Here is a 26,005-nt window from a genome sequence, read left to right on the forward strand (position 1 = left end):
GCCGGGAGTCGTCAGCGGACGGAGCTGCGGCGACCCGACGACAGCCGCTCGGCGACGCCGACCAGCAGCACGGCGGCGATCACCGCGAAGACGAACCCGAGCACGTTGAGCTCGAACGGGCTCGTGCTGTCGTTGAAGAACCCGCCGATCGTCCCGCCGATGAACGCGCCGACGACGCCCAGCGCCAGGGTGGCCAGCATGCTCATGTGCTGGCGGCCCGGGGTGATCAGGCGAGCCAGGGCGCCGATGATGAGCCCGACGACGATGAGCCCGATGATCTGACCAATCACAGCTGTCTCCTTCGATCCGTCCGGCAGGACTGACCGGCGGGATGCCGGGTGTCCTCGCCGGTGCACCGGCGGCGCCGTCACCCCCGATCGGGCGCCTGGTGCCGGCCCCATACCCGCGGGTCGGGCCGGTGATGCACGGCCGTCACCCGACCGGGGGAGTCCGGCCTCGTCAGCGCCCTGCGGCCGGTCGCGTGACCGGCCGTGCGGTCAGCGCGCGGAGACCCGCGCCACGTGGTCGGGGACCCGGGCCAGCTCGCCGTCGACGGTGGTCTGGACGAGGCGGCGCATGCCCGCGCGCTGCAGCCGCTCGACGAGCCGGCTCCGCTTCCGCGGCTGGTGCCCCACGGTGACGGTGACGCGCGTGCCGCCGCCGTCGGCGTCGTCGAGCTCGATGCGCGTCGTCCAGGTCTCCGGGGTCAGCTCCAGGCGGGTGCCCACCGCCCGCTGCGGTCGCCACTCGACGATCTCGCCCTCGGGGGCACCGGCGGGCGGCTCCTGCCCCTCGGCGAGCGCACCCGGCACGCACACGAAGCGGGTGCCCCGGCCCGGCGTCCCGGAGCCGGCGACGACGTAGGAGACGTCGCAGACCGGGCAGTAGGGCGCCAGCACGGCCAGCGCCCGCCACACGACGTCGCGCGCCTCGGGCACCACCCGGCTGCCGCTCGCCGTCGTCGTCATCGGCGTCGATGCTCCCACGGCACCCTGCGGGCACCCCGGCGCCCCGGGGCCGAGATCGGCGATCTCGGCGGCATCAGCCGCCGATGGTGCCGAGATCGCCGATCTCGGCACGAGCGAGGGCACGAGCGGGAGACGAGCGAGGCCACGAGCGGGGCCACGAGCGAGGAGCCCCAGGGCCGGGAGGCGGGTGGGGTCAGCGCGAGCCGACCGAGACCTCGAACTCGACCCGGGACACGTCCGGCCGCAGCCGGGAGAAGCTGTGCACCAGCGGCGCGCCGGCCCCGTCGCGCACCGTGGTGCGGACGACGAGCAGCGGCGACCCGGCCGTGATCCGCAGCAGGTCGGCCTCCTCGGGGGTGGCCGTGCCGACGTCGACGACGATCCGCGCGTGCGCCAGGTCGGCGTCGTACTCGCGGCGCAGGAAGTCGTACAGGGAGCCGTCGTGCAGGTCGGCGGCGGCAGCGCCGGGGAACCGGCCCGCCGGCAGGAAGCTGTGCGCGACGTGGTTGGGGGCGCCGTCGACGCTGCGCAGCCGGACCAGCTCCACGACGTCGGCGGCGACCGGCAGGTCCAGCTCGGACGCGATCGCCCCCGCCACCGGGACGACCCGCTGGGTGAGCACGGTGGTGCCGACCTGGGCGCCCTGCTCGGACATCACCGAGCTCCAGCCGGCGATGCGGTGCACGAAGCTCTCGCGGTACTCGTGCCGGATCCCCGGGCGGGCCACGAAGGTGCCGCGGCCCTGCTCCCGCACGAGGTGACCGTCGGCGACCAGGCCGTCGACGGCGCGGCGCAGGGTGATCCGGCTGACGCCGTACTCGGCGCAGAGCACGGGCTCCGGGGGCAGCAGGGTGTTCTCCGGCAGCGCGGACACCCGCCGGCGCAGGTGTTCCCGGACCGAGAGGTACTTCGGTCCCGACACGGCACTCGTCACCCACCCGACGGTACGTGAACGACTCGTCCGGACGTCATGTCGTCTGGGACGTCTCGCCCGGCGGAGCGACACCCGGCGGCACGGAAGCGGACGGCAGTGCCACCGGAAACGGGTGGGAGTGCCAGACGGCGCGGGCCGGGCGGACCGCAGGAGGGAACAGGGTCCGCAGGGGCCGCGGACGTGGCAGGTTGCCCGCCGTGAAGCAGGACCCGCGGAGCCGGCGCCGGGCCGAGACGCGTCGCCGCATCTACGACGTGGCGATGCGGTTGTTCCTCGACCGCGGGTACGACGCCGTCAGCGTCGGGGAGATCACCACCGCCGCCGGGATCTCCGTGCCGACCTTCTACGCCCACTACCAGAACAAGGAGAACGTCGTCCTGCCGCTGCCGGACCGGACGGCGGTGCGCGCCGTGCTGGCCGGCCACCAGCCGCGCGACTCCGTCTTCGCCCTCGTCCGCGACGCGATCCTCGCCTGGCTGGCGGCACCGCAGGGCGCCGCGCTGGAGGAGATGCTCGACCGCTGGCGCGTCGTCGTGGCGACGCCGGGGCTGCGCCTGCGCGCCGCCGAGTACGAGCGGGCCGCCGCCACCATCGTGCTGGAGTCGCTCCCCCCGTCGGCGCTGGCGCCGGAGCGGCGGCTGGCCACCGAGCTCGTCGTCCTCGCCCTGTTCTCCTCGCTCACGCTGGCCCTGCTGCGCTGGGCGGAGGAGGACGGCGTCCGATCGCCCGTCGAGGTCACCGCCGAGGTGATGGCCGCGCTGCGCGCCCTCGGCGGCCCCGTCTAGGACCGCGGGGCGCGCAGCTCGACCACGGTGACCTCGGGCCGGGCGCCGATCCGCATGGGCGGGCCCCAGTAGCCGGCGCCGGAGGTCACGTAGAGCTGGGTGTCGCCGTGCCGGGACAGCCCCTCCACGGCGGGCTGGTCGAGCCGGATGGCGAGGTCGAAGGGCCACAGCTGGCCGCCGTGGGTGTGCCCCGACAGCTGCAGGTCGACGCCGGCGGCGCTCGCCTGCTCCACCTGCACGGGCTGGTGGGCCAGCAGCACGACGGGGACGCCGTCGTCCCGGCCGTCCAGGGCGGCGTCGAGGTCCGCGCCGTGCCCGGGGAGGCCGGAGCTCGCCGCGGTCCGGTCGTCGATGCCGGCCAGGTCGAACGAGGCGCTCCCCCGGCGGATCGCCACCCGCTCGTTGCGCAGCACCTCCACCCCGAGCGTGGGCAGGTGGCGCAGCCAGGCGGCCGTGTCGACGAAGTACTCGTGGTTGCCGGTGACGAAGAAGACGCCCTGCTCGCTGACCAGGTCGGCCAGCGGTGCGGCGTCCCCGGCCAGCTCGTCGACGTCCCCGTCGACGAGGTCGCCGACGATGGCGACGACGTCGGGCCGCTGCTCGTTCACGATCTCGACCAGCCGCTCGAAGCGCCGGCCGCCGTAGGTCGCCGACAGGTGCCCGTCGGAGAAGGTGACGATCCGCAGGCCGTCCAGCGCCGGGTCCAGGCGGGGGAGGGTGACCGGGACGCGGCGGACCACCGGCGCGGAGTTGGCCAGGTACAGCCCCGTCCCCGCGGTGCCCAGCGCGAGAGCCCCGGCGGTCACGGCCAGCCCGCGGGCCAGCAGCAGCCGCCGGCCGGGGTCGGCGACACCGCCGTCCCCGGCGGCCGGGTCCGGCACCGGCTCGTCCTCCGGCCCACACGCCGCCGGCACCGGGGCCCGGACCGGCGCGGCCGCCGGCCGGGTGCGGCGGGCCGGGAGGAGCCGGGCCGCCAGGCGCACCGGTTCCAGCGCCAGCAGCGCGAGGAACAGGTAGAACGCCGTCCCCAGCCAGGTGTAGGCCACCCAGTCCAGCGGCGCGGCGACGTCCAGGGGCAGCACGCGGCGGAGCAGGACGGCGGCCGCCGGCAGCGCGCCGAGGACGACGAGCAGCACGGTCAGCCGGCGCCGGACCGGCCCCGGGCGGGTGGTGGCGCGGACGAGCCGGGCCCACAGGTAGCCGTGCAGGAGCAGCAGCGCGAGCAGCACCACCGCGGCGAAGCCGAGCAGGCCGATCAGGGGCACCCCCGGGGTCCGGTCGCCGGGCTCAGGCGCCGGCCGCGGCGGCCCGCACCACGTCGGCCAGGCCGGGCTCCAGCCGCCAGAAGTCGGCCGCGCGGGTCGCGGCCCGGGCCTCCTCCAGCGCGTGCAGCCGGCCCCACGTCCAGGTGGTCTCCCCCGCCGCCCCGGCGGCCCGGCCCAGCCGCAGGCACCAGTCGCGGGTGGCGACCGTGTCCTGCGCGTCCCCCAGCACCTGCTGCACGTCCGCCATGCGCGCCGCCAGCGCCGCGGCCGGCTCGCCCAGCACCGGGACGGCGACCTCGGCGGTGTAGCGCACCCGCTTCGCGGCCTTGCGGACCTCGTGCAGCGGGGAGTCCTGGTCCGGCGCGGCCGCGGTGTCGGCGCGGGCGGCCTCGACCCGCTCGGCCAGCCGCCGTCCCGTGCGCCGGATGGCGGTGGCGAGCACCGGGCCGGCCGGGTCGGTCGCCGCGGCCGCGAGCGGCGGCACGGTCAGCAGCGCGTCGAGGGAGTCCAGCACCGCGAGGTAGCGCCGGTCGGCCAGCAGCCGCAGCGCCTTGCGCCGGCCGGCCTCCTCGTCCTGCACCGCGGCGGTCTGCAGCCGGGCGACGACGGGCCCGCGGACCTGCTCGGCCGGCTGCGCCGCGACCAGCGCGCGCAGGTGGGCCAGCGCCACCTCGCCGTCGCGGGCGGCGGACAGGCCGGCCCCGACCCAGCGCAGCTCCTCGCGCAGCGGGTCGGTGCTCGTGCGCTCCAGCACCGAGCGGAACGCGGCGAGGACGCTGCGCAGCCGCCGGCAGGCCACCCGCAGGTCGTGGATGCCGTCGGGGTGGCCGGTGCGGACCAGCAGGTCGGCGGCCTGCAGCGCCGCGACCTGGCGGCCCAGGGCCGCCAGCACGACGTCGGCGGCGGTCGGGACGGCGGCCGCCGCACCCCGACCCTCCTTGCCCTTCTTCCCCTTCCTGTCCTTCTTGTCCTTCTTCTTCTCGCCCTTGCCCCTGTCCACGCGGTCGCTGGTCTCCCCGGCCTCGGGAGTGGGCTCACCCGGCAGGCGGTCGGCGAGGACCCGGGCCGGCCCGGACGGCGGGGCCGACGCGACCGCACCCGCGGCCAGCAGCGCCTCGACGACGGCCTCCCGCAGCGCCTCGTCGCCGTCCACGAGCACGACCCCGAGCTCGCGCCACGAGGTCGTCGTCGCCGCGGCGTCGGGGCCGGTCGCGAGCGCGGTCCCGGTCACCGTGTCGTCGGCCACCTCCGCGAGCACCCGGCCGTCGGCGGCCAGCACCGGGGTCACCACGCGGGTGGTGGCCAGCGTCGCCACCGCCGTCACCGGGGCGGTCCGCACGATGCCCACCGCCGGCTCCAGCACCGCCTTGGGCGGGACGGTCCGACGCGGACCCAGCGGGTGGCGCCGCTCCTGGCGGGCGTTCCCCCCGGCCGGCAGGTCGAGGTACCAGCCGTCGTCGGGGCCGCCGGTGCGGCGGAGCAGGGTGATGCCGACGCGCGTCAGCCGCAGGTCGGCGGTGTCGAAGCAGGTCGCCGTCAGCCGGTGCTCGGCCGGCTCGCCGACGGCGGCCACGCCCTCGACCGTGGTGAGGTCCGGCAGGGCGAACCCCGGTCCCGGCTCGACCGTGCGCCCGACCTCGACGTGCCCAGCCACCGCGCCGTCCTCCTCGCTGGCGCCGGGTCCTCCGGCGCCGATGATCGCGACCGTAGGCCACGCAGGTGAACGGCGCCCTCCCCCGGATGTTCACCCGGCCGGGCGGATGGGCACGCTGACCGGGGAGAACCGCCCGCGGGGCGGTCCGTGTGAGGGGAGCACCCATGCTGAGCGAGCGCGAGGTGTCCGCCGCCATCGGCAGCCCGGCCTACGGCCCGGACGGCGACCGGATCGGCACGGTCGAGCACTTCTTCGTCGACGACCGCACCGGGGCACCCACCTGGGCGGCCGTGACCACCGGGCTGTTCGGCACGCGGCACTCCATCGTGCCGGCCGTCGACGCGACGTACGTGGACGGCGGCCTGCGGCTGCACGTCACGAAGGACGCCGTCCGCTCGGCACCGCAGCTGGGCGGGGACCACCTCGACCCGGCCGACGAGGCGGAGCTGCGCCGCCACTACGGCCTGGACACCGCCCTGCCGGCCACCCCGGACGTGGCGCCGCGGACCGACCCGGGCCGCCCGGCCGGCCAGGAGGCGGACACCGCCGAGACACCCGTCGTCGCCGCCCCGCCGCCGCCCGGGGTCCCGTCCGCCGCCGTCCCCCCGCCTCCCGTCCCGGCTGCGGCCGTACCCGGGGGCGCCCCCGCCGCCCCGCCGGCCGCACCCCCGGGCACCGACGGCGCCATGGTCCGCAGCGAGGAGCGGCTGCAGGTCCACACCGAGCGGGTCGCCGCCACCCGGGCCCGGCTGGTCAAGTACGTGGTCACCGAGGAGGTGCAGATCACCGTCCCGATCCGCCGGGAGGAGTTCCGCATCGAGGAGGTGCCGATCGACGCGCCCGACCCCGGCCCCGGGGAGTCGCTGGCGGCCCCCGCGGACGCGGCGGGCACGGGGCCGGCGACCTCGCCGATCCCCGCGGTGGCCGGCGCGCTGCCGGAGGAGATCGTGCTGCACGCCGAGCGCCCCGTCGTCACCGTCGAGGTCGTCCCGGTCGAGCGCGTGCGGCTGCGCATCGAGACGATCACCGACACCGAGCAGGTGGCCGGGCAGGTGCGGCGCGAGCAGGTCGTCGTCGACCGGAGCGGCACGCCCGCCCCGTCCTGAGCCCCTCCCCTCGCCGCCCGCGCGGGGCGGTGAGGGGCGTCAGCCGCGGCGGTCGGGCAGGAACCGCAGCCGCTCGCGGGTCGCCGCGACCTCGGCGGGGTCGACGTCGGCCAGCAGCAGCGTCTCGGCGCCGGCGGCGGTGGCCAGCAGCTCCCCCATCGGGCTGACGACGCGGCTGTCGCCGGCGTGCCCGGTGCCGTCGCCGGCCGCGCCGACGCGGTTGCAGCCGACGACGTAGGCCTGGTTCTCGATGGCGCGCGCCTGCAGCAGCGTCTGCCAGTGCAGCCGCCGGGCCGCCGGCCAGTTCGCCGTCACCAGGTAGACGTCGGTCTCCGGCGCCGCCCGCCAGAAGACGTCGGCGAAGCGCAGGTCGTAGCAGACGAAGGGGGTGACCCGCAGGCCGCCGATCTCGACGGTCAGCGGGCCCTCCCCCGCCCGGAAGCGCTCGTGCTCGCCGCCGTGGGTGAACGGGTGCAGCTTCCGGTAGCGGTGCACGGTGCCGTCCGGGCCGGCGAGCACCAGGCTGTTGTAGGGCAGCTCGCCGTCGGGGGCGATCTCCGGGCAGCTGCCCGCCACCCACACGCCGTGCGCGGCGGCCTGCTCGAGCAGGAACCGCGACGACGGCCCACCCTCGGGCTCGCCGATGCCGGGGGTCATGGAGAAGCCGGTCGAGAAGGTCTCGCTCAGCAGCACCAGCTCCGCGCCCGCGGCGGCGGCGCGGGCCACCTGCGGCGCCAGCCGCGCGAAGTTGGCCGCCCGGTCCTCCCAGACGATGTCGTGCTGGAGCACGCCGACTCTCATGGCCCGATCCTCCCGCCCCGCGTCCCGGCCGGGGGACGCGGGCTCACGCGACCTCGAACCGCACGGAGCGGCGCTCGGGATCGGCCTCCACCAGCCGCACCCGCACGCGGGTGCCCGGGGTGAGGTCGCCGCCGCACCGGGCGCGGATCGCCGGCTCGGCGAGGACGACGGTGCCCCGGGCCCCGTCCGCGTCGACCGCCACCGCCGCGAACTCCTCGCCGACCCGGTCGCGCAGCAGCCACGCCTCCGTCGCGTCGACGGCGGCCCGCTCCACCGCCCGGGTGCGCCGGTCGGAGGCCGCCATCAGCGCGGGGAGCTCGGGCAGGGCCGCGCGCAGGGCCGGGTCCGGCTGCGCCCCGGCCGCCAGCGCCAGGCACACCTCGGTGCCGAAGCGGTCGACCAGGCGCCGCAGCGGGGCGGTGACGTGCGCGTAGGGGGCGCCGACGCCGCCGTGGCCGGTCTGCTCGGGCAGCGCGCCGTCGAAGGGCGTGTAGGCCGCGCCCCGCAGCAGCGCCGCGGCCTCCTCCAGGAAGGCCGCGTGGCCCGGCCGGGCGGGGTCCAGCGCGGCGACCACCGCTCCCGGGGCCGCCCCCTCGGGCCAGTCCACGTCCAGGGCGGGGGCCAGCCGGCGCAGCGCCGCCACCGCCGCGGGGTCGGCCGGGGGCAGGGTCCGCAGCACGCCGACGCCGCCGTCCAGCATCAGCGCGGCCGCGCAGCGCCCGGTCAGCAGCGAGACGGCGGCGTTCCAGCCCTCGACCGGCAGGTCCCCGCGCGCGGTGAGAGTCCAGCCGCCGTCGGGGCCGCGCTCCACCTCCTGCTCGGGCGTGCCCAGCTCGATCGCGCCGCGCTCCTGTGCCTGGCGCTGGAGGAGCCGGCCGAGCTCGGGCAGGAGCCCGACCGGGCCGGGGAGGGTGTCGGTGTCGGCCTGCCGCTGCACCTCCGGGTAGGCGAGCTGGGCGCGGCTGCGGACCCGGGCCCGGCGGACGTCGACCCCGCGGACGGCGCCGTCGCCGTCGAGCCGGATCGTCCAGAGGGCGGCGGCGCGGTCCTGGCCGGGCAGCAGGCTGGCCGCGCCCTCGGAGAGCACCGGCGGGTGCAGCGGCACCCGGCGGTCGGGGGTGTACAGCGTCTGGCCGCGGCGCCGCGCCTCCACGTCGAGGGCACCGCCGGGCCGGACGACGGCGCCGACGTCGGCGATCGCGTAGCTGACCACGTAGCCGCCGCCGTCGCGGGCCAGGTGGACGGCCTGGTCCAGGTCGCGGCTGCCCGGGGGGTCGACGGTGACGAGCGGGAGGTCGGTGGCGTCGTGCGCGGGCAGCGGCGCGGCGGCCGCCGCCTCCGCCTCGGCCAGGACGTCGGCCGGGAACTCCTCGGGCACCTCGAACTCGGCGCGGATCGCCGCGAAGTCCGGCCCGCCGGTGAGCTCGGCGGGCCACCGGGGCGCCCGCCACCCGGCGGTCCCCGTCCGGTTCCACGTGGAACCGGGGCCGGCCGCCGGGACACGGGTCGGCTCCCCGCTCTCTCCCAGGGCCCGCTGCGGTGCTCCCGGAGCCGTCACCCGACGCGCACGTCCTCGACGCCCTCGATGCTGACCACGTCGCCGCGGCGCACCTGCCGGCCGCGTCGCTCCTCGGGCTCGCCGTTGACCCGGACCGCGCCGGTGACCAGCACGTCCTTCACCTGCGCCCCGGTCGGGACGGCGTCGACGAGCTTGAGCAGCTGACCGAGCCGGATCGAGTCCTCACCGGGGCGGAGCGAGACGGTGCGCACGCCGGTCATCCTCCCCCGACGGGGACCAGCTCGTCGCCGACCGCCAGCGGCCCCGGCCGGAGCACCAGCGCGCCGACGGCCAGCACGCCGTCGCGCTCGCGGTACACGGACTTGAGCACCGCGGTGTCCCGGCCGATGCCGCCGGGCTGGGGGCGGGTGACCATCACGCAGCGCGGCACCGGCTTGATCACGTCGAGCTCCACCCCGCCCAGCCGCACCCGCCGGCCGACCAGCGCGTCCTCGCCGGACCCGGTGAGGACGACGTTGGACCGGAAGCGCCGCCGGTCCCAGTCGCCCAGCGTCCCGGCCGAGACCAGGGAGACGCGGGTGCGGTCGCTGTCGTGGAAGGCGCCGCGCGCGCCCTCGAAGGCGTCCCAGGCGAACTCGCCCCCGTCGCGCAGGTCGTAGGGGTTCTCGTACCGCCGCTGCCCGGGCACGTCACCGGCCGCGCGCAGGGTCACCGGCCGGCCGAGCCAGCCGGACAGGACGGCGTCGTCGGTGGTGGCGGTGCCGTCGGGGAGCACGACCTCGACCCGGCCGTCCTCGGCGAGCCGGCCGGAGGCGAACAGCAGGTCGGGCACCCGGCGGGCGGTGAGGCCCATGCCGGTCGACGCGTCGAACAGCGCCCACTGCCGGTCGCCGGCCAGCCCCTCCGCCCCCACCTCGGTCGCCTCGACCCGCTGCCCCTGCAGCGACTTCACCGGGTAGCTCCACAGCTCCGCGACGCGCATCACGCGGCCGGCTCCCAGGTCAGCGTCCAGGTGCCCGACCAGGTGCTGGCCGGCTCGAGGACGACCAGGTCGGTGCCGTCGGCCAGCGCGTTTGGCGGGCACGTCATGGGCTCGACCGCGACGCTGCGCCGCCGCTGGCCGGGCGGCAGCGTGTCGCCGGTGTAGACCTGCAGCCAGCGCCAGGCCCCGTCGACGCCGAGCTCGACCGCGCCGGCGGTACCGCGCAACCGCACCCGCGCGACGCCGTCGTCGTCGCGGTCCAGGTCGGTGAGCGGGGTGTCGATCGCCCGGTCGCCGATGCGGCCGACCGCGCCGTCGAACGCCGTCCGCTCGCCGGTGGGCAGGCCTCCGTCGGTGACCAGCGCGGTGCGGGCCGGGACCGTGAGCTCGGCGTCGGCGATGCCGCCGTCCGCCGTCGCCCCGACCGACAGGTACGGGTGCATGCCGACGCCGAGCGGCGCGGGCTCGGCCGAGGCGTTGCGCACCCGCACGGTGACGGTGAGCTGCCGTGGCGCCAGCGCGTAGTCCAGCGCCACGAGGAGCCGGAACGGGTAGCCGGGGCGCGGCTCGACGGTGGTGCCGACGGTGACGGCGTCGGAGAAGCGGCTGAGCACGCCGAACGGCTGCCAGGAGAGCAGCCCGTGCGCGGCGTTGGGCTTGTCCGGGGAGGCGACGTCGAGCTGCAGGTCGCGGCCGGCCCAGCGCCACCGCCCGTCGCGGAGCCGGTTGGGCCAGGGCAGCAGCAGCCCGCCGCGCCGTCCCGACGGGACGGTGCCGGCGGGGTAGCCGTCGACGACGTCCCAGTCGCCGCAGGTGAGCGCCCGGATGCCCCCGCCGCGCAGGTCGACGGCGAGCCGGGCGTCGTCGCGGACGAGCTCGACGTCGGCCGGCTGGATCGACGGCCAGGAGGTCTGCGGCGGCGCGCTCATGCGGGCAGCCCACCACACCCGGCGCGGTCAGCCCAGCGTGTGGTCGAGGACCAGCACCGCCCCGGACGACGCCGGTCGCCCCGCCGCCCGATCCCGCCGAGATGCGCATGGCGGTCGTCATCAGGGGATCGGTGGCGACCACCGTGCGGATCTCGGCGGGATCCAGGTGGACGACGGGTCCGGTCCACGCCCGGTCCGTCACGCCGGGCCGAGCACCCGCTCGTAGAAGAGGGAGGAGCCGGCGTCGGGTGCGCCGGCGTAGGCGCCGAAGGCCGCGACCGGCCGGTAGCCCGCGCTCTCGTAGAGGCCGACGGCCTCCGGCTGGCGCGGCCCGGTCTCCAGCCGCAGCGTCGTCCAGCCCCGGGCGAGCGCCGCCTCCTCGAGCGCGGTCAGCAGCCGGCGGGAGAGCCCGCGCCCGCGGGCCGCGGGGTCGACGTACATCCGCTTGAGCTCGGCGGCGCCGCCCTCCAGCGGGCGCAGCGCGCCGCAGCCGACCGCCGTCCCGGCGGCGTCGCGGGCGACCAGCACCACGGCGACGTCGGCGGCCGAGGGAGGCGTGCCGGGCTCGGTGTCGCCGCCGTAGCGGGCGCGGAGCTCGGCCTGCTGGGCGGCGGTCAGGGCGCGCACGTCGGGGTCGTCCCAGGCGGCGGAGACGACGGCGAACGCGGTCACCGGCCCGCCCTCACAGCGTGATCCCGTGCAGCAGCAGGGCCGCCAGCTCGCGGTAGGCCGCGGCGTCGGAGAGGCCGGTGGCCCGGCCGGTCTCGCCGCGGCCGATGCGGAACATCAGCGTGGTCACGGTGTCGGCGACCAGCGCCGGGTGCACCTGCCGGAACCGCCCGGCCGCCACGCCCTCGTCGACGAGCTCGCGGACCCGGTCGGCGGCCAGCGCGGTGTGCCGCTCGTAGACGGCGCGGGCGGGGGCGAAGGCCTCCAGGTCGCGGCGGAAGGCCGGCCCGGCCGGGGCGAGGGCGCCGGCGACGGCGGCGAGGTAGGCGGTGACCCGCAGCGCCGGGTCGTCCTCGTCGACGGCCTGCGCCTCCACGGCCGCGGCGGCCTTGCGGAAGAAGTGCCGCACCACCCGCGCGGCCAGCTGCTCCTTGCTCTCCGCGAGCGCGTAGAGGGTGCTCTTCGAGCAGTGCAGCCGGTCGGCCAGACCGTCGAGGGTGAACGAGGCGAACCCCTCCCGCAGGAAGAGCTCCTCCAGCTGGTCGAGCAGCTGCGCCTGGCGGGCGGTGAGCACGCGCTCGCCCGCCGTCCGGATGCCCGTGTCCATGCCACCTCCCGCGCCGACCGACCCGCCAGCTTCCTCCTGAACGAGAGACAGTACTGCGGTACCGTCGTCAGTACTGTTCCCGCACGGACGGAGGCCTCGTGCCCGTCGACCGCGAACTGCCCACCCCCGAGGCCGCCGACCTCCTCGCCCTCACCCGCGAGATCGCCGACGCCGAGCTCGCGCCGCGGGCCGCGGCGTACGAGCGGGAGGAGCGCTTCCCCCGCGAGGTGTTCACCCTGCTCGGCGAGGCCGGGCTGCTCGGCCTGCCCTTCGGGGAGGACGGCGGCGGCGGCGGCCAGCCGTACGCGGTCTACCTGCAGGTCGTCGAGGAGCTCGCCGCCCGCTGGGCCAGCGTCGCGCTCGGCGTCAGCGTGCACACGCTCGCCTGCTTCCCCGTCGACCGCTTCGGCAGCGACACCCAGCGGCGGGAGTGGCTGCCGGAGATGGTCGGCGGCCGGCTGCTCGGCGCCTACGCGCTGTCGGAGGCCCACGCCGGCTCCGACCCGGCCGCCATGCGCGCCACCGCGCGGGCCACCGGCGAGGGCTGGACCGCGACCGGGGAGAAGGCCTGGGTCACCCACGGCGGGCACGCGGACTTCTACTCCACATTCCTGCGCACGGCGGACGACGACGGCGGCACCGCGGTCTCCTGCTTCCACCTCACCCCCGACCTCGACGGCCTCAGCGCCGCCCGGCCCGAGGAGAAGATGGGTCTGACCGCCTCGACGACCGCGGCGATCCGGCTGGACGACGTCCCGGTGCCCGCCGACCGGCTGGTCGGCGGGCGCGGCCGCGGCCTGGGCATCGCGCTGGCCGCCCTGGACTCCGGGCGGCTGGGGGTCAGCGCCGTCGCCGTCGGGCTCGCCCAGTCCGCCCTCGACGTCGCCGTCGCCTACGCGTGCGAGCGGGAGGCGTTCGGACGGCGCATCGTCGACCACCAGGGCCTGTCGTTCCTGCTGGCCGACATGGCCGCCGCCGTCGAGTCCGCCCGCGCGACCTACCTGGCCGCGGCCCGCCGCAAGGACGCCGGCAAGGACTACGCGCGGCAGGCCAGCATCGCCAAGCTGGTGGCCACCGACGCCGCGATGAAGGTGACGACCGACGCCGTGCAGGTGCTGGGCGGGGCCGGCTACACCCGCGACCACCCGGCCGAGCGGTACATGCGCGAGGCCAAGGTCATGCAGATCTTCGAGGGCACCAACCAGATCCAGCGGATGGTGATCGGCCGGCACCTCGCCCGGGAGGCGGCTCCCGCCGCGGGCTGAGCCAGGTCAGACTGGGCCCATGCCCGAGCCGCACCTCCGCGCCGCCGACACCGACCGCGCCGCCGTCGCCGCCCTCCTCGGCGAGCACATGGCCGCCGGCCGCCTCACCGTCGCCGAGTACGAGGACCGGCTGGCCCGCGCCTACGCGTCACGGACCTACGGCGAGCTCGACGCGCTGACCACGGACCTGCCGGCGCTGCCCGCCGCGCCGCCGGCGACCCGGCCGGACCCGGCCCCGGCCGTCGGCACGTCGGGGAGCACCGCGCCGGCGCACGGGCCGACGGCCTCGCCGGCGTGGGCCTGGGCCGCCTGGGGCGGGACCCGGGCGGCCGCCTGGGCGAGCTGGCTGTCGACCGCGGTCATCGTCACCAGCATCTGGCTGATCACCTCGCTGGTGTCCGGGGACTGGCTCTACCCCTGGCCGATCTGGGTGGTCGGCCCGTGGGGCGCGGTGCTGCTGGCGCAGACCCTCACCGAGGGCCGCCGCGGCGAGGGGCCCGGCGACGAGGGCCCCCGCCGACTGCCCTCCTGACGGGACGGGGACGTCGGTGGCCGGGTGCACGCTGCCGGCATGGACGACCTCCTCACCGGCGCTGCTGCAGCTCTACGTGCGCGACGCCGACGCGGTCCTCGCCCGGGCCCGGGCGGCCGGCGCCGACGTCGTGACCGAACCGACGCCCTTCCACGGCGGGCAGCGGCTGGCGCGCTTCGTCGACCCCTGGTCCGGCGTCTGGTGGCTGTTCGAGCGCGGCCCTGGCAGCACCGCGCCCACCGAGGGCCCCGACGAGCCGCCGTCCTGGCGGCCGGACCCCGCCGCCCCGCCCAGCTACGCCCACCGCACGATCGACGAGACGATGACCGGCCTCGCGCGGCACCGGGACCGACCGGCCCCCTGACGACGAGGAGCCGGCACCCTGGGGGTGCCGGCTCCTCGTGCTGGTGGGCAAGGGGGGAGTTGAACCCCCACGTCCTCTCGGACACACGGACCTGAACCGTGCGCGTCTGCCATTCCGCCACTTGCCCGGACGCAGGACAGACAGTAGCAGCCGCCGCGGGCCGTCCCTGGCCAGGGGGTCGGGCAGGTGCCGGCGCCGTGTCGACACCGGATCGGCACCGGGGAGTCGCGGCTTCCTGACCGGTCCGGGGAGCCGCACCCGGCTACGATCACGGGTGGACCGACGTCGGTGGGGAACGAGCCTGGAGGAGCGACTGTGGGTGTGCTGCAGCGCTTCGAGCGGCGCCTGGAGGGGATGGTCGGGCTGGCCTTCGCCCGCCTCTTCAAGGGCAAGGTCCACCCCGCGGAGATCGCCAAGGCGCTGACCCGCGAGGCCGACGAGCAGCGCTCCGTCATGGGCGAGGGCCGGGTGCTCGCACCCAACGTCTACGACGTCCGGCTGGGCCGCGCCGACTTCGACAACCTCTCCGAGTGGTCCGAGCAACTGGCCGCCGAGCTGGCCGACATGGTCGCCGAGCACGTCGCGTCCGAGGGCTACCAGCTGTTCGGCGAGGTGCAGGTCCGCCTGGAGCTCGACGAGTCGCTGCGCACCGGGGTGTTCGAGGTCGGCTCGCACGTCGCCGACCCGGCGCGGCCCGCCTCCCGGGTGGACGCCGTGCCGGTCCCGGCCGCGCCGCTGACCGGCGAGGGCGTGCCGCCGCTGCCGCCGCTGCCGGGCCGGATGGCCACCGACACCGGCCGCCAGCACCCGTCCGCGGTCGTCGGCCGCGCGGGCTCGCGGCCCGGGGTCACGCACGTGCTCCTCGTCGACGGGCCCGGCACCCGGCACGAGCTGTCCACCGGCCGCAACGTCATCGGCCGCGGCACCGACGCCGACATCCGCCTGCCCGACACCGGGGTCAGCCGCAAGCACGTCGACGTCGTCCTCGACAGCGGGACGGCGTTCGCGGAGGACCTCGGGTCCACCAACGGCACCCTGGTCAACGGCCGGCGGATCACCCGCCAGCCGCTGGCCGACGGCGACGTCATCCGCATCGGACACTCCGTGCTGGTCTACCGGCAGGACGGCGCGTGAGGGCGCTCGTGAGCCCGCACACCGCCGGGACGGCGGCGCCGTGACGGCCGAGATCGTCCTGCAGATCTTCCGGTTCGGCTTCCTCCTGCTGCTCTGGCTGTTCATCTTCGCGGCCTTCCGCGTGGTCCGCGCCGACCTGTTCGGCGGCCGGGCCGGGCGCGTGGCCGCCGTCCCCCCGCGGGCGGCGACCCCCGGCAGGCGCCGCGGCAAGGGACCCAAGACACTGGTGGTGACCGCCGGCCCGCTGACCGGCACCCGCATCACCCTCGGCGAGCAGCCGATCCTCATCGGCCGGGCGGACGACTCCACCCTCGTGCTCACCGACGACTTCGCCAGCTCCCGGCACGCCCGGCTGACCAACAGGGGTGGCCAGTGGTACGTCGAGGACCTGGGCTCCACCAACGGCACGTTCCTGGACCAGCAGCGGGTCCAGGGGCCGCTGCTGGTCGGCCTCGGCCAGCCGATCCGGATCGGCCAGACGGCGCTGGAGCTCCGGTCGTGAGCGCCGAGACCCCGGAGGGCCTCCCCCGATGACCCTCGCCCTGCGCTACGCGGCGCGCTCGGACCGCGGCCTGGTCCGCGGCAACAACCAGGACTCGGTGTACGCCGGCCCGCGGCTGCTCGCCGTCGCCGACGGCATGGGCGGGCACGCCGCCGGCGACGTCGCCAGCAAGGTGGTCATCGCCGCGCTCGAGCACCTGGACGAGGACGCGCCGCCCAGCGACATGCTGCAGGCCCTGCGGGCCGCGGTGTTCGACGGCAGCGAGCACCTGCGCGAGGTGATCCGGGAGTCCCCGCAGCTGGAGGGCATGGGCACCACGCTCACCGCCGTCCTGTTCGCCGGCGGCCGGCTGGCCCTGTGCCACGTCGGCGACTCCCGCGCCTACCTGCTGCGCGACGGCGAGCTCAGCCAGATCACCCACGACGACACGTTCGTGCAGACGCTGATCGACGACGGCCGGATCACGCAGGAGGAGGCCAACCACCACCCGCAGCGGTCGCTGCTGCTGCGCGCGCTGAACGGCCAGGACGTCGACCCCGACCTGTCGATGCGCGAGGCCCGGGCCGGCGACCGCTACCTGCTGTGCTCCGACGGCCTGTCCGGCGTCGTGAGCGAGGAGACCATCGCCACCACGCTGATGGACCCCGACCCGCAGTCGTGCGCGGACCGGCTGATCGAGCTGGCGCTGCGCAGCGGCGGTCCGGACAACATCACCGTGATCGTCGCCGACGTCGTCGAGGACGACGGCACCGGCGGCTACATCGAGCCGGTCGTCGACGGCGCCGCCGGGGCCAACGTCGGGCAGCGCGCCGTCGACCCGGGCTCGGCCGCCGGCCGCGCGGCCCTGGCCGACCCGCCGCCGTCCCCGCCGCCGGTCGCCCCGATGGCCTCGGCCCCGGCGCCCGACCGCCGGCGCACCCGCCGCCGCTGGTGGGCCGCGCTCGCGGCGCTGCTGGTGCTGGCCGGCGCCGGTGTCGGCGCCTACGCGTGGGTGCAGGACCACTGGTTCGTCGGCGTCGACGAGGACAGCGACACGGTCGCCGTCTTCCGCGGGATCAACGCCTCGGTGCTCGGTTTCGACCTCTACCGCGAGGCGAGCGACACGGGCATCGCGCTGACCGACCTGAGCCAGGACATCCGCGCCAAGGTGGAGGACGGCATCACCGTCGTCGACCGGGAGGCGGCCGACGCGCGCGTGGCCATGCTGCGCGAGCAGACTCTGCCGGTCTGCCGGGAGCGCGGCCAGCGCACGACCAGCGCCCCGCCGAGCGTGCCGGCGCCGCTGGACCCGAGCCAGCCCACCGCCGACCCCGGCGTCCCGGGCGGCCTCGCCACGACCGCGCCGGTCCCGCCGTCCTCGGCGGCCCCCTCGTCGTCGGCACCGCAGACCTCCGCGCGGGAGACCACCGCGTCGTCCGGCTCGGGACGGGACTGCCGGGAGGCGGAGTGATGGGCGCCCCGCCCGCCGACCCGCGGCCGGCGGGGCAGGGGACGGGCCCGGGCACGGGCCAGGGCCCCACGGCGCCGCCCACGCGCCGCGGGACCGAGCTGGCCATGCTCGCCGCCGCCGTCGTCATCACCCTCGTCGCGCAGGCGATCGTCGACATCACCCTCACCGGCTCGCTGCGCGCGGACCTGGCGACGTTCGGCAGCTGGTTCACCGCGCTGTGGGTCGTGATGCACCTGGTCGTGCGGCGCTTCGCGCCCTACGCCGACCCGCTCCTGCTGCCCGCGGTCGCGCTGCTGACCGGGCTGGGGCTGACCATGATCCACCGGCTGGACCTCGCCGGGGACCAGGTCGGGGCCACCGCCACCCGGGAGGACGCCCCGGTCCAGCTGGTCTGGGCGACGCTCGGCGTGGCGCTGTTCGTCGCCGTGCTGCTCGTCGTCCGCGACCAGCGGCTGCTGTCCCGGTTCGCCTACACGCTGGCCCTGGTCGGCCTGCTGCTGCTCGCGCTGCCCGCGGTGCTGCCCGCGTCGATCTCGTCGGTCAACGGCGCCAAGATCTGGATCCGCCTCGCCGGGTTCAGCATCCAGCCCGGTGAGTTCGCCAAGATCTGCCTGATCGTCTTCTTCGCCGCCTACCTCGTCGACAAGCGCGACGTGCTCGCGCTGGCCAGCCGCCGGGTGATGGGCCTGGAGGTGCCGCGCGCCCGCGACCTGGGCCCGGTGCTGGTGGCCTGGATGCTGTCCATCCTCGTGCTGGTCTTCGAGCGGGACCTGGGCAGCTCGCTGCTGCTGTTCGGCATCTTCGTGGTGATGCTCTACATCGCCACCGAACGGTCGAGCTGGCTGCTCATCGGCGTCGGCCTGTTCGGCGCCGGCGCGTTCCTGGCCTACCAGCTGTTCGGCCACGTGCAGGTCCGCGTGGACACCTGGCTGGACCCCTTCGCCTACCGCGACACCGGCGGCTTCCAGCTCGTGCAGTCGCTGTTCGGGCTCGGCACCGGCGGGCTGTTCGGCGCCGGGCTGGGCGGCGGGCGCCCCGACGAGGTGCCGGTCGCCAAGAGCGACTTCATCGCCGCCGCGATCGGCGAGGAGCTCGGCCTGTTCGGCCTGGTCGCCGTCATCGTCCTCTACCTCGTGCTGGTGGAGCGCGGGCTGCGCAGCTCGCTGATCGTCCGCGACGCCTTCGGCAAGCTCCTCGCCGCCGGCCTGTCCTTCGCGATCGCCTGGCAGGTCTTCGTCGTGCTCGGCGGCGTCACCGGCCTGCTGCCGCTGACCGGCCTCACCACCCCGTTCGTCGCCTACGGCGGGTCGTCGCTGGTCGCCAACTTCGCGCTGCTGGCGGTCCTCGTGCGCATCAGCGACGCCGCGCGCCGGCCGGCCGCGCCGCCGGTCCCGCCCGGCGCCCCGCCGCAGGCCACGCTCGGCGAGGCCCCGACCGAGGTGGTCCGCCCGTGAACGCCCCGCTGCGCCGCGTCGCGATCAGCGTGCTCGTGCTGTTCACGCTGCTGATCGTCAACGTCAACTACATCCAGGTGGTCCGCTCCGAGGAGCTGCGCGCCGACCCGGGCAACCGCCGGATCATCGTCGAGGAGTACGACCGCCAGCGCGGCTCGATCGTCGTCGACGGCACCGAGGTCGCCCTGTCGGTCGCCACCTCCGACGACCTCACCTACCTGCGGCAGTACCCGCAGGGCCCCACGTACGCGGCCGTGACCGGCTACTACTCGTTCCTCTACGGCGCGACCGGCATGGAGCGCGCCGAGAACGACGTGCTGACCGGGGAGGACGCGCGGCTGTTCACCCGCCGGCTCGCCGACATCTTCACCGGCCGCGACCCCTCCGGCGGCGACGTCGTCCTCACCCTGGACCCCGCGGTGCAGGAGGCGGCGATGGCCGGCCTCGACGGCGTCACCGGGGCCGTCGTCGCGCTCGACCCCGCCACCGGCGCGGTGCTGGGTATGGCGAGCACGCCCACCTACGACCCCAACCAGCTCTCCACCCACGACGGGGCGGCCAACCGCGAGTACGCGGCCCAGCTCGAGGCCGCCGACCGGGACCCGCGGCTGAACCGGGCGATCAGCGACAACTACCCGCCCGGGTCGGTCTTCAAGGTCATCGTGTCGGCCGCGGCCCTGTCCACTGGCGACTACACGCCGGACACGGTCATCCCGGCGCCGGACGTGCTGACGCTGCCGGGCACCTCCAGGCAGCTGGAGAACTTCAACGGCTCCCGGTGCAGCAGCTCCGGCGAGCAGCCGCTGATCGACGCGCTGACGATCTCCTGCAACACGGCGTTCGCCCAGCTGGGCATCGACCTCGGCGAGGACCGCGTCCGCGAGATGGCCGAGGCGTTCGGCATGACCGGCGAGGGGCTGACCATCCCGCTGGAGACGGCGGGCAGCAGCGTCGGCGACATCGAGAGCGACGCCGCCCTCGGGCAGACCTCGATCGGGCAGCGCGACGTCCGCATGACCCCGCTGCAGGCAGCGATGGTGGCCGCGGCGGTCGCCAACGACGGCACGCTGATGACGCCCTACCTGGTCGACCAGCTGCGCGCCCCCGACCTCACGGTGATCGAGCAGACCGACCCCGACGAGCTCTCCGAGCCGGTGAGCCCCGAGGTGGCCGACCAGCTGACCCGGATGATGGTCAGCGTCGTCGCCAACGGCAGCGGCCGCGCGGCCCGCATCCCGGGCGTCGAGGTCGCCGGCAAGACCGGCACCGCCCAGGTCGCCCCGGGCGTGCCCGACCACAACTGGTTCGTCGGGTTCGCCCCCGCCGACGACCCGCAGATCGCCGTGGCGGTCTTCGTCGCCAACGGCGGGGGTACGGGTGGCGACGTGTCCGCACCGATCGCGCGCCAGGTCATGCAGGCCTACCTCGACGAGCAGGGCGACTGATGGCGCTGACGACGGGCACCGTCCTGGCCGGGCGGTACGAGATCACCTCGCCCATCGCCACCGGCGGCATGGGCGAGGTGTGGCGGGCCCGCGACCGCGTGCTGGACCGCGTCGTCGCCGCGAAGGTGCTGCGCAGCGAGTTCACCGGCGACCCGAGCTTCGTGGCCCGGTTCCGCAACGAGGCCCGGCACACCGCGGCCCTGTCGCACCCCAACATCGCCTCGGTCTACGACTACGGCGAGACCGAGGACGAGCGCAACCCCGGCCAGCGGCTCGCGTTCCTGGTCATGGAGCTGGTCGAGGGCCAGCCGCTGGTGACGATCCTGCACGAGGAGGGCAGCCTCCCCGTCGACTGGACGCTGCACGTGCTCGGCCAGTCCGCCGACGGCCTCTCGGCCGCGCACGCCGCCGGCGTGGTGCACCGCGACATCAAGCCGGGCAACCTCATCGTCCGTCCCGACGGCGTGGTGAAGCTGACCGACTTCGGCATCGCCCGCGCCCGCGACGCCACGCCGCTCACCCGCACCGGCATGGTCGTCGGCACCGCGCAGTACCTCTCCCCCGAGCAGGCGCAGGGGTTCGAGGTGACCGCCGCCTCCGACGTCTACTCCCTCGGCGTGGTGGGCTACGAGTGCCTCACCGGCTCCCGGCCCTTCGACGGCACCTCCCAGGTCGCGATCGCGCTGGCGCACATCAACCGGCCCCCGCCGCCGCTGCCGTCCGACGTCCCGCTCGCCGTCCGGCAGCTGCTGGAACGGGCGCTGGCCAAGGCCCCCGAGGACCGCTTCGACGACGGCGCCGCCTTCGCCGCCGCCATCCGCGCCGTGGCCGCCGCCGTCGGCAGCCGCGCCCCGGCCGGCACCGGCATCGTCCCGATCTCCGCGGCGACCACCCAGGTGGTCACGATGCCGGAGGAGGAGTGGCCCACCTCCGCCGGGCACGACGAGGAGCCGGCCACCCAGGTGCTGGACGCGGCGCCGGTGGCCGCCGCCGCGGCCGGCACCGGCCGGCACAGCGCGGCCCGGCCGCTGCCGCCGCTGCAGGGGCCGCCCACCGGCGGCGGGCCGGTGGACCCGGATCCGGCCGGCCCCGCGCCCCGGGGCAACCGGCGGTGGCTGTGGGTGGTCGCGGCGGTCCTGCTCGTGGCGCTGCTCGGCGGCGTGGCCTGGTTCGTGTCGACCGCGGGCAACGACGCGGCGGACGGCGGTGGCGGCGGCTCCAGCCGCAGCAGCGCCGCCACCACGACGGCCCCGTCGGCGACCGCGACCGACGCGCTGCTGACCCTCGACACCAGCCAGCTGATCGGCCGGGACGTCGACGACGCCACCGCGGTGCTGGACGCCGCCGGGTTCGACGACGTCGTCCGGGAGGACGCGAGCGAGGCCCAGCTGCTGGCCCTCGGCCGGAGCGTGTCCGAGAACGAGGTGGTCGACGTCTCCCCGCCGAGCGGGCAGGTCGCCGCCGGCACGCAGATCGTCCTGTTCGCCGCCGCCGCCGACTGGTCGCCGCCGGCCACCGACACCGGCACGGACGAGGGCGACGACGACGGAGGCGGTGCCGGCACCACCGCCGAGGAGTCCACGACCGACGACGACACGACGGACGAGAGCACCACCCCGGCGCCGTCCGGTTCCACGTCACCGAGCTCCACGGCGGGCGAGCAGCCCGCCCCCGGCAGCACGCTGCCGCCCCCGCCCTCGGAACCGTCCACCCCCTCGGTCCCGCCCACCGACCCCGAGGCTGCCGAGGGCCCTGTGGCGCAGGGTGCAGACGCGTGATCGACCCCCCACGCGCGGTGACGGGTCCGTCCCTGTCGGTCGATACGCTGCCGGGCGGCCCGCGGTGCGCGGCGCCACGGCAGCGCTCCAGCCCCGCTCGGAAGGACCCGCGATGACCACCCCCCAGGTGCTCGGCGAGCGCTACGAGATCGGCGGGGTGCTCGGCCGCGGCGGCATGGCAGAGGTCCACCGCGGCCGCGACCTCCGGCTGGGCCGCGAGGTGGCCGTGAAGGTCCTGCGCAGCGACCTCGCCCGCGACCCGTCGTTCCAGGTGCGGTTCCGCCGCGAGGCGCAGGCGGCCGCCTCGCTGAACCACCCGGCGATCGTCGCCGTCTACGACACCGGCGAGGACCGCGGGCCCACGGGGAACACGCCCTACATCGTCATGGAGTACGTCGAGGGCGAGACGCTGCGCGACGTGCTGCGCCGCGAGGGCGTCCTCGAGCCGCGCCGGGCGATGAGCCTGGCCGCCGACATCTGCGGCGCCCTGGACTTCTCCCACCGCAACGGCATCGTCCACCGCGACGTGAAGCCCGGGAACGTGATGATCACGCCCGCGGGCTCGGTCAAGGTCATGGACTTCGGCATCGCCCGCGCCGTCTCCGACTCCGCGGCCACGATGACCTCGACGGCCGCCGTCATCGGCACCGCGCAGTACCTCTCCCCCGAGCAGGCCCGCGGCGAGGGCGTCGACGCGCGTTCCGACGTCTACTCCCTGGGCTGCCTGCTCTACGAGCTCGTCACCGGCGCGCCGCCCTTCACCGGGGACTCCCCCGTGTCGGTGGCCTACCAGCACGTGCGCGAGGACCCGCGGCTGCCGTCGTCGATCAACCCGGCGATCCCGGCCGAGCTGGACTCGATCCTGCTCAAGGCCATGAGCAAGAACCCGGCCAACCGCTACCAGTCGGCCGCGGAGATGCGCAACGACCTGCTGCGGGCGCTGGCCGGCCAGCGGGTCGAGGCCACCCCGGTGCTCGGCGAGGCCGAGCGCACCGCCGTCATCGGCGCCGTCCCCTCGGGTCCCGGCCGCGCCGGCGAGCACTGGGACGACGACGACGAGGCCGCCGCCCGCCGGCGCAAGCGGAACCGGATCATCGCCGCGGCGGTGGCGGGGCTGCTGCTGATCGGCGCCGTCGTCGGCATCGCCCTGCTGCTCAACGGCGGGGACGACGACAACGCCGACGCCCCGGCCACCGTCGCCGTGCCCGCAGGGCTGGTCGGGATGGCGCAGGCCGACGCGGAGGCCGCCATCACCGGGGCCGGGCTCGTCGTCGGCGACGTCACCGAGCAGGAGGTCACCGACGAGACGCAGGTCGGGAACGTGCTCTCGACGGACCCGGCCAGCGGTGCCGAGGTGGACGAGGGCACGGAGGTCGCGCTGGTCGTCGGCGTCGCGCCGGACGCGATCACCGTCCCGCCGGTGCGCAACCTGTCGGAGGAGGACGCCCGGACCGCCATCGAGAACGCCGGTTTCACGGGGAACGTGAACTCCGACTCCGCGGACTCCCTGCAGCCCGAGGGCACCGTCGTCGGCTCGGATCCGCAGCAGGGCACCTCCGTGCCTGCGGACACGACCATCACCCTGTCGGTCTCCGACGGCGACGCCGAGATCCCGGTGGTGACCGGCGACCAGGCCGCCGCGCAGCAGACCCTGCGCGCCGCCGGGTTCACCAACGTCTCGGCCGAGGAGGAGGAGTCCGACCAGCCGGCCGGCACCGTCCTCGGTACGACGCCCGCGGCGGGCCAGCAGGCCACCGCGGACGCCGCGATCGTCGTCCGGGTCTCGTCCGGCCCGGCGCAGCCGACGACCATCCCCGTCCCCACGGTGACCCCGGGCTCGGCCGCAGGGCCCGCCTACACGGCGCTCCAGAGCGCGGGTTTCACGAACATCGCCGTCATCGACACCAACGGTGCCGAGGCCTCTCCGGTGAACGCAACGGTCGTCCGCACGGACCCGGCCGCGGGAACCCCGCTGGAGCCAGGCGACCGCCTCGTGTTGATCGTGCAGCCGCCGACCTCGGGGAACGGCAACGGGGGGAACCGGGGGACGGGCGCCGGGATCGGCCCCCACCGGCCCCCCGCCGCGCGGGGCCCCACCCGGCCGGGGGCCGCCCCTCGCTGCGTCCGGGGACCGGTGGAGCGCTCAGGCGGTGACGGTGGACAGCCGCCGTGCGCTCGCCGCCGCCGCCTCGACGACCGCGGGGTCGGGCGCCTGACCGCAGGTCGCCAGCCAGGTGGCCAGCATCTGGTGACCGCCCTGGGTGAGCACCGACTCGGGGTGGAACTGCACGCCCTCGATGGGCAGCTCCCGGTGGCGCAGCGCCATCACGACGCCGGACGGCGTGTGCCCGGTCACCTCGAGCTCGTCGGGCACCGTGGCCAGGTCGACGGCCAGCGAGTGGTAGCGCGTGGCGGTGAAGGGCGAGGGGAGCCCGGCGAGGACGCCGACCCCGTCGTGCACGACCTCGCTCGTCTTGCCGTGCAGCAGCTCCGGCGCGCGCACGACCTCGGCGCCGAAGGCCTCGGCGATGGCCTGGTGCCCCAGGCAGACCCCGAGGACCGGGGTCCCGGCCTCGGCGGCCGCACGCACCATCGGCACGGTGACGCCCGCGTCGGCGGGCGTGCCCGGTCCGGGCGAGAGGAGGACGCCGGCCACGTCGAGGCCGGGGAGCTCGTCCACGGTGACGGCGTCGTTGCGCCGGACGATGCAGCGCACGCCGAGCTGGCCCAGGTACTGGACCAGGTTGTAGACGAAGCTGTCGAAGTTGTCGACGACGAGGACGGGCCGGCTCACGCCCCCTGTGTACACCGTCGCGCCGACCCGGCCCACGGGGGTTCTCCCCACCCGGGGAGCGCGGGCCGCGGCGGGTGATGTGCGCCGGCGGCGCGCTCTCCGGGCCGGGAGGCGCCGCGGGCGCACATCACCCGGCCACCGGCCCGGGGTGGCGGCCGGTTCAGCCGGCGGGGGTGGCGTACTCGAGGGCCGGGGTGCCCGGGTGCGCCGGCAGGTCGACCGAGGTGCTGCCGCGCACGGAGAAGGTGAGCCCGAACGCGGCCACGGCGTCCTGGAAGACGCCCACCTGGGGCGAGGCCGCCAGCTGGTCGAGGAACGCGTCGAGGTCGCCGATCGCGCTGATCTGGAACGGCGGGGAGTACGTCCGCCCCTCCAGCAGCAGCACGTTGCCCACGCAGCGGACGGCGCTCGTGGCGATCAGCCGCTGGTCCATGACGGCCACCCCGTCCGCGCCGGCCGCCCACAGGGCGTTCACGACCGCCTGGACGTCGCTCTGGTGGATGACGACGTCGTCGGGTCGCGCGCCGCGGGGCAGCGATCCGTCGGGCAGGCGCGGCGCGTCGTCGAGGACGATCCGCACCCCGGGGCCGGTGAGCGCCTCCATGCCCGCCGAGAGCGTGAGCGCGTCGGCCTCGGTCCGGGCGGCGGCCACGGCGCCGTCCTGGGAGGCCGCCTGGTCGGTGAGCCGGTCGATCTGCGCGCCGAGCTCCTCGGCCTCCGCCGTCTGCTCCTCCAGCGCGTCCCGGCGCTGGCCGATCAGCCCGGAGAGCTCGATGACCTCACCGCCGCGCAGGTCGGTGCCGCGGGCCGTCTGCCCGGACGTGGCGAAGAGCAGGCCGGCCGCGAGCGCCACGATCGGCACCAGCGCCGCCCAGGCCGAGCGGCGTCCGCCCGGCCGGCGGGCGGACCGGGCACGCAGGCGCTGCAGCGGCACGCGCACCTCCTCGCCCGGCGGCGGTGGACTCCCCCGCGGGGGTCGGGCACCGGCGTCGATGACCCACCGCCCGTCCTCCGCAGCTTAGGCTGGGGACAGATCCGGCCGGTGGAGACCGACCGGTGTCCGGAGGG

At 76.5% G+C, this 26,005-nt stretch carries 25 protein-coding genes, 1 tRNA gene and 1 pseudogene; 12 read left to right on the top strand and 15 right to left on the bottom strand.

The features are described from left to right. Nucleotides 1–11 precede the first annotated feature (11 nt). From ACI781_RS12300 to ACI781_RS12310, 3 genes are all read right to left on the bottom strand, one after another. A complete protein-coding gene (locus tag ACI781_RS12300) occupies nt 12–290 on the bottom strand; it encodes a GlsB/YeaQ/YmgE family stress response membrane protein (RefSeq protein WP_456566391.1) in 279 nt (92 codons plus the stop codon). 207 nt (nt 291–497) lie between these two features. Further along, entirely contained in the window at nt 498–968 is a 471-nt protein-coding gene (locus tag ACI781_RS12305; protein WP_456566392.1) for an SRPBCC family protein, read from the bottom strand. Nucleotides 969–1,161: 193 nt separating this feature from the next. Continuing rightward, nucleotides 1,162–1,902: a GntR family transcriptional regulator gene (locus ACI781_RS12310; RefSeq protein ID WP_456566393.1), complete on the bottom strand. Its 741-nt coding sequence runs from the start codon at nt 1,900–1,902 to the stop codon at nt 1,162–1,164. A 197-nt stretch (nt 1,903–2,099) separates the two neighbouring features. Between ACI781_RS12310 and ACI781_RS12315 the strand changes: the two genes are divergently transcribed. Continuing rightward, nucleotides 2,100–2,687: a helix-turn-helix domain-containing protein gene (locus tag ACI781_RS12315; RefSeq protein ID WP_456566394.1), complete on the top strand. Its 588-nt coding sequence runs from the start codon at nt 2,100–2,102 to the stop codon at nt 2,685–2,687. Here ACI781_RS12315 and ACI781_RS12320 read toward each other — a convergent pair. Together ACI781_RS12320 and ACI781_RS12325 are read right to left on the bottom strand one after the other, a co-directional pair. Further along, on the bottom strand, nt 2,684–3,952 hold the full coding sequence (locus ACI781_RS12320) for a metallophosphoesterase (RefSeq protein ID WP_456566395.1): 1,269 nt from the start codon (nt 3,950–3,952) through the stop codon (nt 2,684–2,686). The genes ACI781_RS12315 and ACI781_RS12320 overlap by 4 nt on opposite strands. 22 nt (nt 3,953–3,974) lie before the next feature. Beyond that, nucleotides 3,975–5,606: a CYTH and CHAD domain-containing protein gene (locus ACI781_RS12325; protein WP_456566396.1), complete on the bottom strand. Its 1,632-nt coding sequence runs from the start codon at nt 5,604–5,606 to the stop codon at nt 3,975–3,977. 164 nt (nt 5,607–5,770) lie between these two features. Between ACI781_RS12325 and ACI781_RS12330 the strand changes: the two genes are divergently transcribed. Next, a complete protein-coding gene (locus tag ACI781_RS12330) occupies nt 5,771–6,712 on the top strand; it encodes a PRC and DUF2382 domain-containing protein (RefSeq protein ID WP_456566397.1) in 942 nt (313 codons plus the stop codon). A gap of 39 nt (nt 6,713–6,751) precedes the next feature. Here ACI781_RS12330 and ACI781_RS12335 read toward each other — a convergent pair whose 3' ends face one another. From ACI781_RS12335 to ACI781_RS12365, 7 genes are all read right to left on the bottom strand, one after another. Further along, entirely contained in the window at nt 6,752–7,513 is a 762-nt protein-coding gene (locus ACI781_RS12335) for a nitrilase-related carbon-nitrogen hydrolase (RefSeq protein ID WP_456566398.1), read from the bottom strand. A gap of 43 nt (nt 7,514–7,556) precedes the next feature. Then, a complete protein-coding gene (locus tag ACI781_RS12340) occupies nt 7,557–9,071 on the bottom strand; it encodes an RNB domain-containing ribonuclease (RefSeq protein ID WP_456566399.1) in 1,515 nt (504 codons plus the stop codon). Continuing rightward, nucleotides 9,068–9,292, bottom strand: coding sequence for an RNA-binding S4 domain-containing protein (locus ACI781_RS12345; protein WP_456566400.1), 225 nt, complete (start codon nt 9,290–9,292; stop codon nt 9,068–9,070). Before ACI781_RS12345 ends, ACI781_RS12340 begins: the two co-directional genes overlap by 4 nt. After that, complete coding sequence (locus tag ACI781_RS12350; RefSeq protein ID WP_456566425.1) at nt 9,289–10,014, bottom strand: MOSC domain-containing protein; 726 nt, start codon at nt 10,012–10,014, stop codon at nt 9,289–9,291. Before ACI781_RS12350 ends, ACI781_RS12345 begins: the two co-directional genes overlap by 4 nt. Next, nucleotides 10,014–10,943 carry an aldose 1-epimerase family protein gene (locus ACI781_RS12355; protein ID WP_456566401.1) on the bottom strand — a complete coding sequence of 310 codons (930 nt, stop codon included), beginning with the start codon at nt 10,941–10,943 and terminating at the stop codon, nt 10,014–10,016. The genes ACI781_RS12350 and ACI781_RS12355 overlap by 1 nt, the downstream gene beginning before the upstream one ends. A 198-nt stretch (nt 10,944–11,141) precedes the next feature. After that, nucleotides 11,142–11,615 carry a GNAT family N-acetyltransferase gene (locus ACI781_RS12360; protein WP_456566402.1) on the bottom strand — a complete coding sequence of 158 codons (474 nt, stop codon included), beginning with the start codon at nt 11,613–11,615 and terminating at the stop codon, nt 11,142–11,144. Nucleotides 11,616–11,625: 10 nt separating this feature from the next. After that, nucleotides 11,626–12,219: a TetR/AcrR family transcriptional regulator gene (locus ACI781_RS12365; RefSeq protein ID WP_456566403.1), complete on the bottom strand. Its 594-nt coding sequence runs from the start codon at nt 12,217–12,219 to the stop codon at nt 11,626–11,628. A 98-nt stretch (nt 12,220–12,317) separates the two neighbouring features. Between ACI781_RS12365 and ACI781_RS12370 the strand changes: the two genes are divergently transcribed. The 3 genes from ACI781_RS12370 to ACI781_RS12380 are packed head-to-tail and all read left to right on the top strand — an operon-like array spanning nt 12,318 to nt 14,380. Further along, nucleotides 12,318–13,484 carry an acyl-CoA dehydrogenase family protein gene (locus ACI781_RS12370; protein WP_456566404.1) on the top strand — a complete coding sequence of 389 codons (1,167 nt, stop codon included), beginning with the start codon at nt 12,318–12,320 and terminating at the stop codon, nt 13,482–13,484. A 19-nt stretch (nt 13,485–13,503) separates the two neighbouring features. Next, the gene (locus tag ACI781_RS12375; protein ID WP_456566405.1) at nt 13,504–14,016 is read left to right on the top strand and encodes a DUF1707 SHOCT-like domain-containing protein; all 513 of its coding nucleotides are present in this window, start codon (nt 13,504–13,506) and stop codon (nt 14,014–14,016) included. Nucleotides 14,017–14,032: 16 nt separating this feature from the next. Beyond that, entirely contained in the window at nt 14,033–14,380 is a 348-nt protein-coding gene (locus ACI781_RS12380) for a hypothetical protein (protein ID WP_456566406.1), read from the top strand. A gap of 41 nt (nt 14,381–14,421) precedes the next feature. Here ACI781_RS12380 and ACI781_RS12385 read toward each other — a convergent pair. Further along, nucleotides 14,422–14,507 (bottom strand) — tRNA-Leu (locus ACI781_RS12385). A gap of 188 nt (nt 14,508–14,695) precedes the next feature. Here ACI781_RS12385 and ACI781_RS12390 point away from each other — a divergent pair. The 7 genes and pseudogenes from ACI781_RS12390 to pknB all read left to right on the top strand — a co-directional run. Beyond that, nucleotides 14,696–15,514: an FhaA domain-containing protein gene (locus ACI781_RS12390; RefSeq protein ID WP_456566407.1), complete on the top strand. Its 819-nt coding sequence runs from the start codon at nt 14,696–14,698 to the stop codon at nt 15,512–15,514. A 40-nt stretch (nt 15,515–15,554) separates the two neighbouring features. Beyond that, complete coding sequence (locus ACI781_RS12395) at nt 15,555–16,016, top strand: FHA domain-containing protein FhaB/FipA (protein ID WP_456566408.1); 462 nt, start codon at nt 15,555–15,557, stop codon at nt 16,014–16,016. Nucleotides 16,017–16,044: 28 nt separating this feature from the next. Continuing rightward, nucleotides 16,045–17,466 carry a PP2C family protein-serine/threonine phosphatase gene (locus ACI781_RS12400; RefSeq protein WP_456566409.1) on the top strand — a complete coding sequence of 474 codons (1,422 nt, stop codon included), beginning with the start codon at nt 16,045–16,047 and terminating at the stop codon, nt 17,464–17,466. Continuing rightward, the gene (locus tag ACI781_RS12405; protein ID WP_456566410.1) at nt 17,466–18,920 is read left to right on the top strand and encodes an FtsW/RodA/SpoVE family cell cycle protein; all 1,455 of its coding nucleotides are present in this window, start codon (nt 17,466–17,468) and stop codon (nt 18,918–18,920) included. Before ACI781_RS12400 ends, ACI781_RS12405 begins: the two co-directional genes overlap by 1 nt. After that, nucleotides 18,917–20,365 carry a peptidoglycan D,D-transpeptidase FtsI family protein gene (locus tag ACI781_RS12410; protein ID WP_456566411.1) on the top strand — a complete coding sequence of 483 codons (1,449 nt, stop codon included), beginning with the start codon at nt 18,917–18,919 and terminating at the stop codon, nt 20,363–20,365. The genes ACI781_RS12405 and ACI781_RS12410 overlap by 4 nt, the downstream gene beginning before the upstream one ends. Beyond that, the gene (locus ACI781_RS12415) at nt 20,365–22,143 is read left to right on the top strand and encodes a serine/threonine-protein kinase (protein ID WP_456566412.1); all 1,779 of its coding nucleotides are present in this window, start codon (nt 20,365–20,367) and stop codon (nt 22,141–22,143) included. Before ACI781_RS12410 ends, ACI781_RS12415 begins: the two co-directional genes overlap by 1 nt. Before the next feature lie 112 nt (nt 22,144–22,255). Further along, a pseudogene (gene pknB, locus ACI781_RS12420) lies at nt 22,256–23,917 on the top strand (Stk1 family PASTA domain-containing Ser/Thr kinase); the annotation flags it as partial. A gap of 369 nt (nt 23,918–24,286) precedes the next feature. Here pknB and ACI781_RS12425 read toward each other — a convergent pair. Both ACI781_RS12425 and ACI781_RS12430 read right to left on the bottom strand, forming a co-directional pair. Further along, nucleotides 24,287–25,063, bottom strand: a complete 777-nt coding sequence (locus ACI781_RS12425) for an aminodeoxychorismate/anthranilate synthase component II (RefSeq protein WP_456566426.1) — start codon at nt 25,061–25,063, stop codon at nt 24,287–24,289. A 34-nt stretch (nt 25,064–25,097) separates the two neighbouring features. After that, nucleotides 25,098–25,871 carry a DUF881 domain-containing protein gene (locus ACI781_RS12430; RefSeq protein WP_456566413.1) on the bottom strand — a complete coding sequence of 258 codons (774 nt, stop codon included), beginning with the start codon at nt 25,869–25,871 and terminating at the stop codon, nt 25,098–25,100. Nucleotides 25,872–26,005: the final 134 nt, after the last annotated feature.

It is taken from the genome of Blastococcus sp. SYSU D00695 (assembly GCF_054050555.1).

Bases quoted from the DNA above. Each gene is read 5' to 3' on its own strand.
- ACI781_RS12345 (WP_456566400.1), bottom strand. From the start codon at position 9,292: ATGACCGGCGTGCGCACCGTCTCGCTCCGCCCCGGTGAGGACTCGATC.
- ACI781_RS12415 (WP_456566412.1), top strand. From the start codon at position 20,365: ATGGCGCTGACGACGGGCACCGTCCTGGCCGGGCGGTACGAGATCACC.
- ACI781_RS12365 (WP_456566403.1), bottom strand. From the start codon at position 12,219: ATGGACACGGGCATCCGGACGGCGGGCGAGCGCGTGCTCACCGCCCGC.
- ACI781_RS12350 (WP_456566425.1), bottom strand. From the start codon at position 10,014: ATGCGCGTCGCGGAGCTGTGGAGCTACCCGGTGAAGTCGCTGCAGGGG.
- ACI781_RS12355 (WP_456566401.1), bottom strand. From the start codon at position 10,943: ATGAGCGCGCCGCCGCAGACCTCCTGGCCGTCGATCCAGCCGGCCGAC.
- ACI781_RS12305 (WP_456566392.1), bottom strand. From the start codon at position 968: ATGACGACGACGGCGAGCGGCAGCCGGGTGGTGCCCGAGGCGCGCGAC.
- ACI781_RS12405 (WP_456566410.1), top strand. From the start codon at position 17,466: ATGGGCGCCCCGCCCGCCGACCCGCGGCCGGCGGGGCAGGGGACGGGC.
- ACI781_RS12330 (WP_456566397.1), top strand. From the start codon at position 5,771: ATGCTGAGCGAGCGCGAGGTGTCCGCCGCCATCGGCAGCCCGGCCTAC.
- ACI781_RS12335 (WP_456566398.1), bottom strand. From the start codon at position 7,513: ATGAGAGTCGGCGTGCTCCAGCACGACATCGTCTGGGAGGACCGGGCG.
- ACI781_RS12375 (WP_456566405.1), top strand. From the start codon at position 13,504: ATGCCCGAGCCGCACCTCCGCGCCGCCGACACCGACCGCGCCGCCGTC.
- ACI781_RS12400 (WP_456566409.1), top strand. From the start codon at position 16,045: ATGACCCTCGCCCTGCGCTACGCGGCGCGCTCGGACCGCGGCCTGGTC.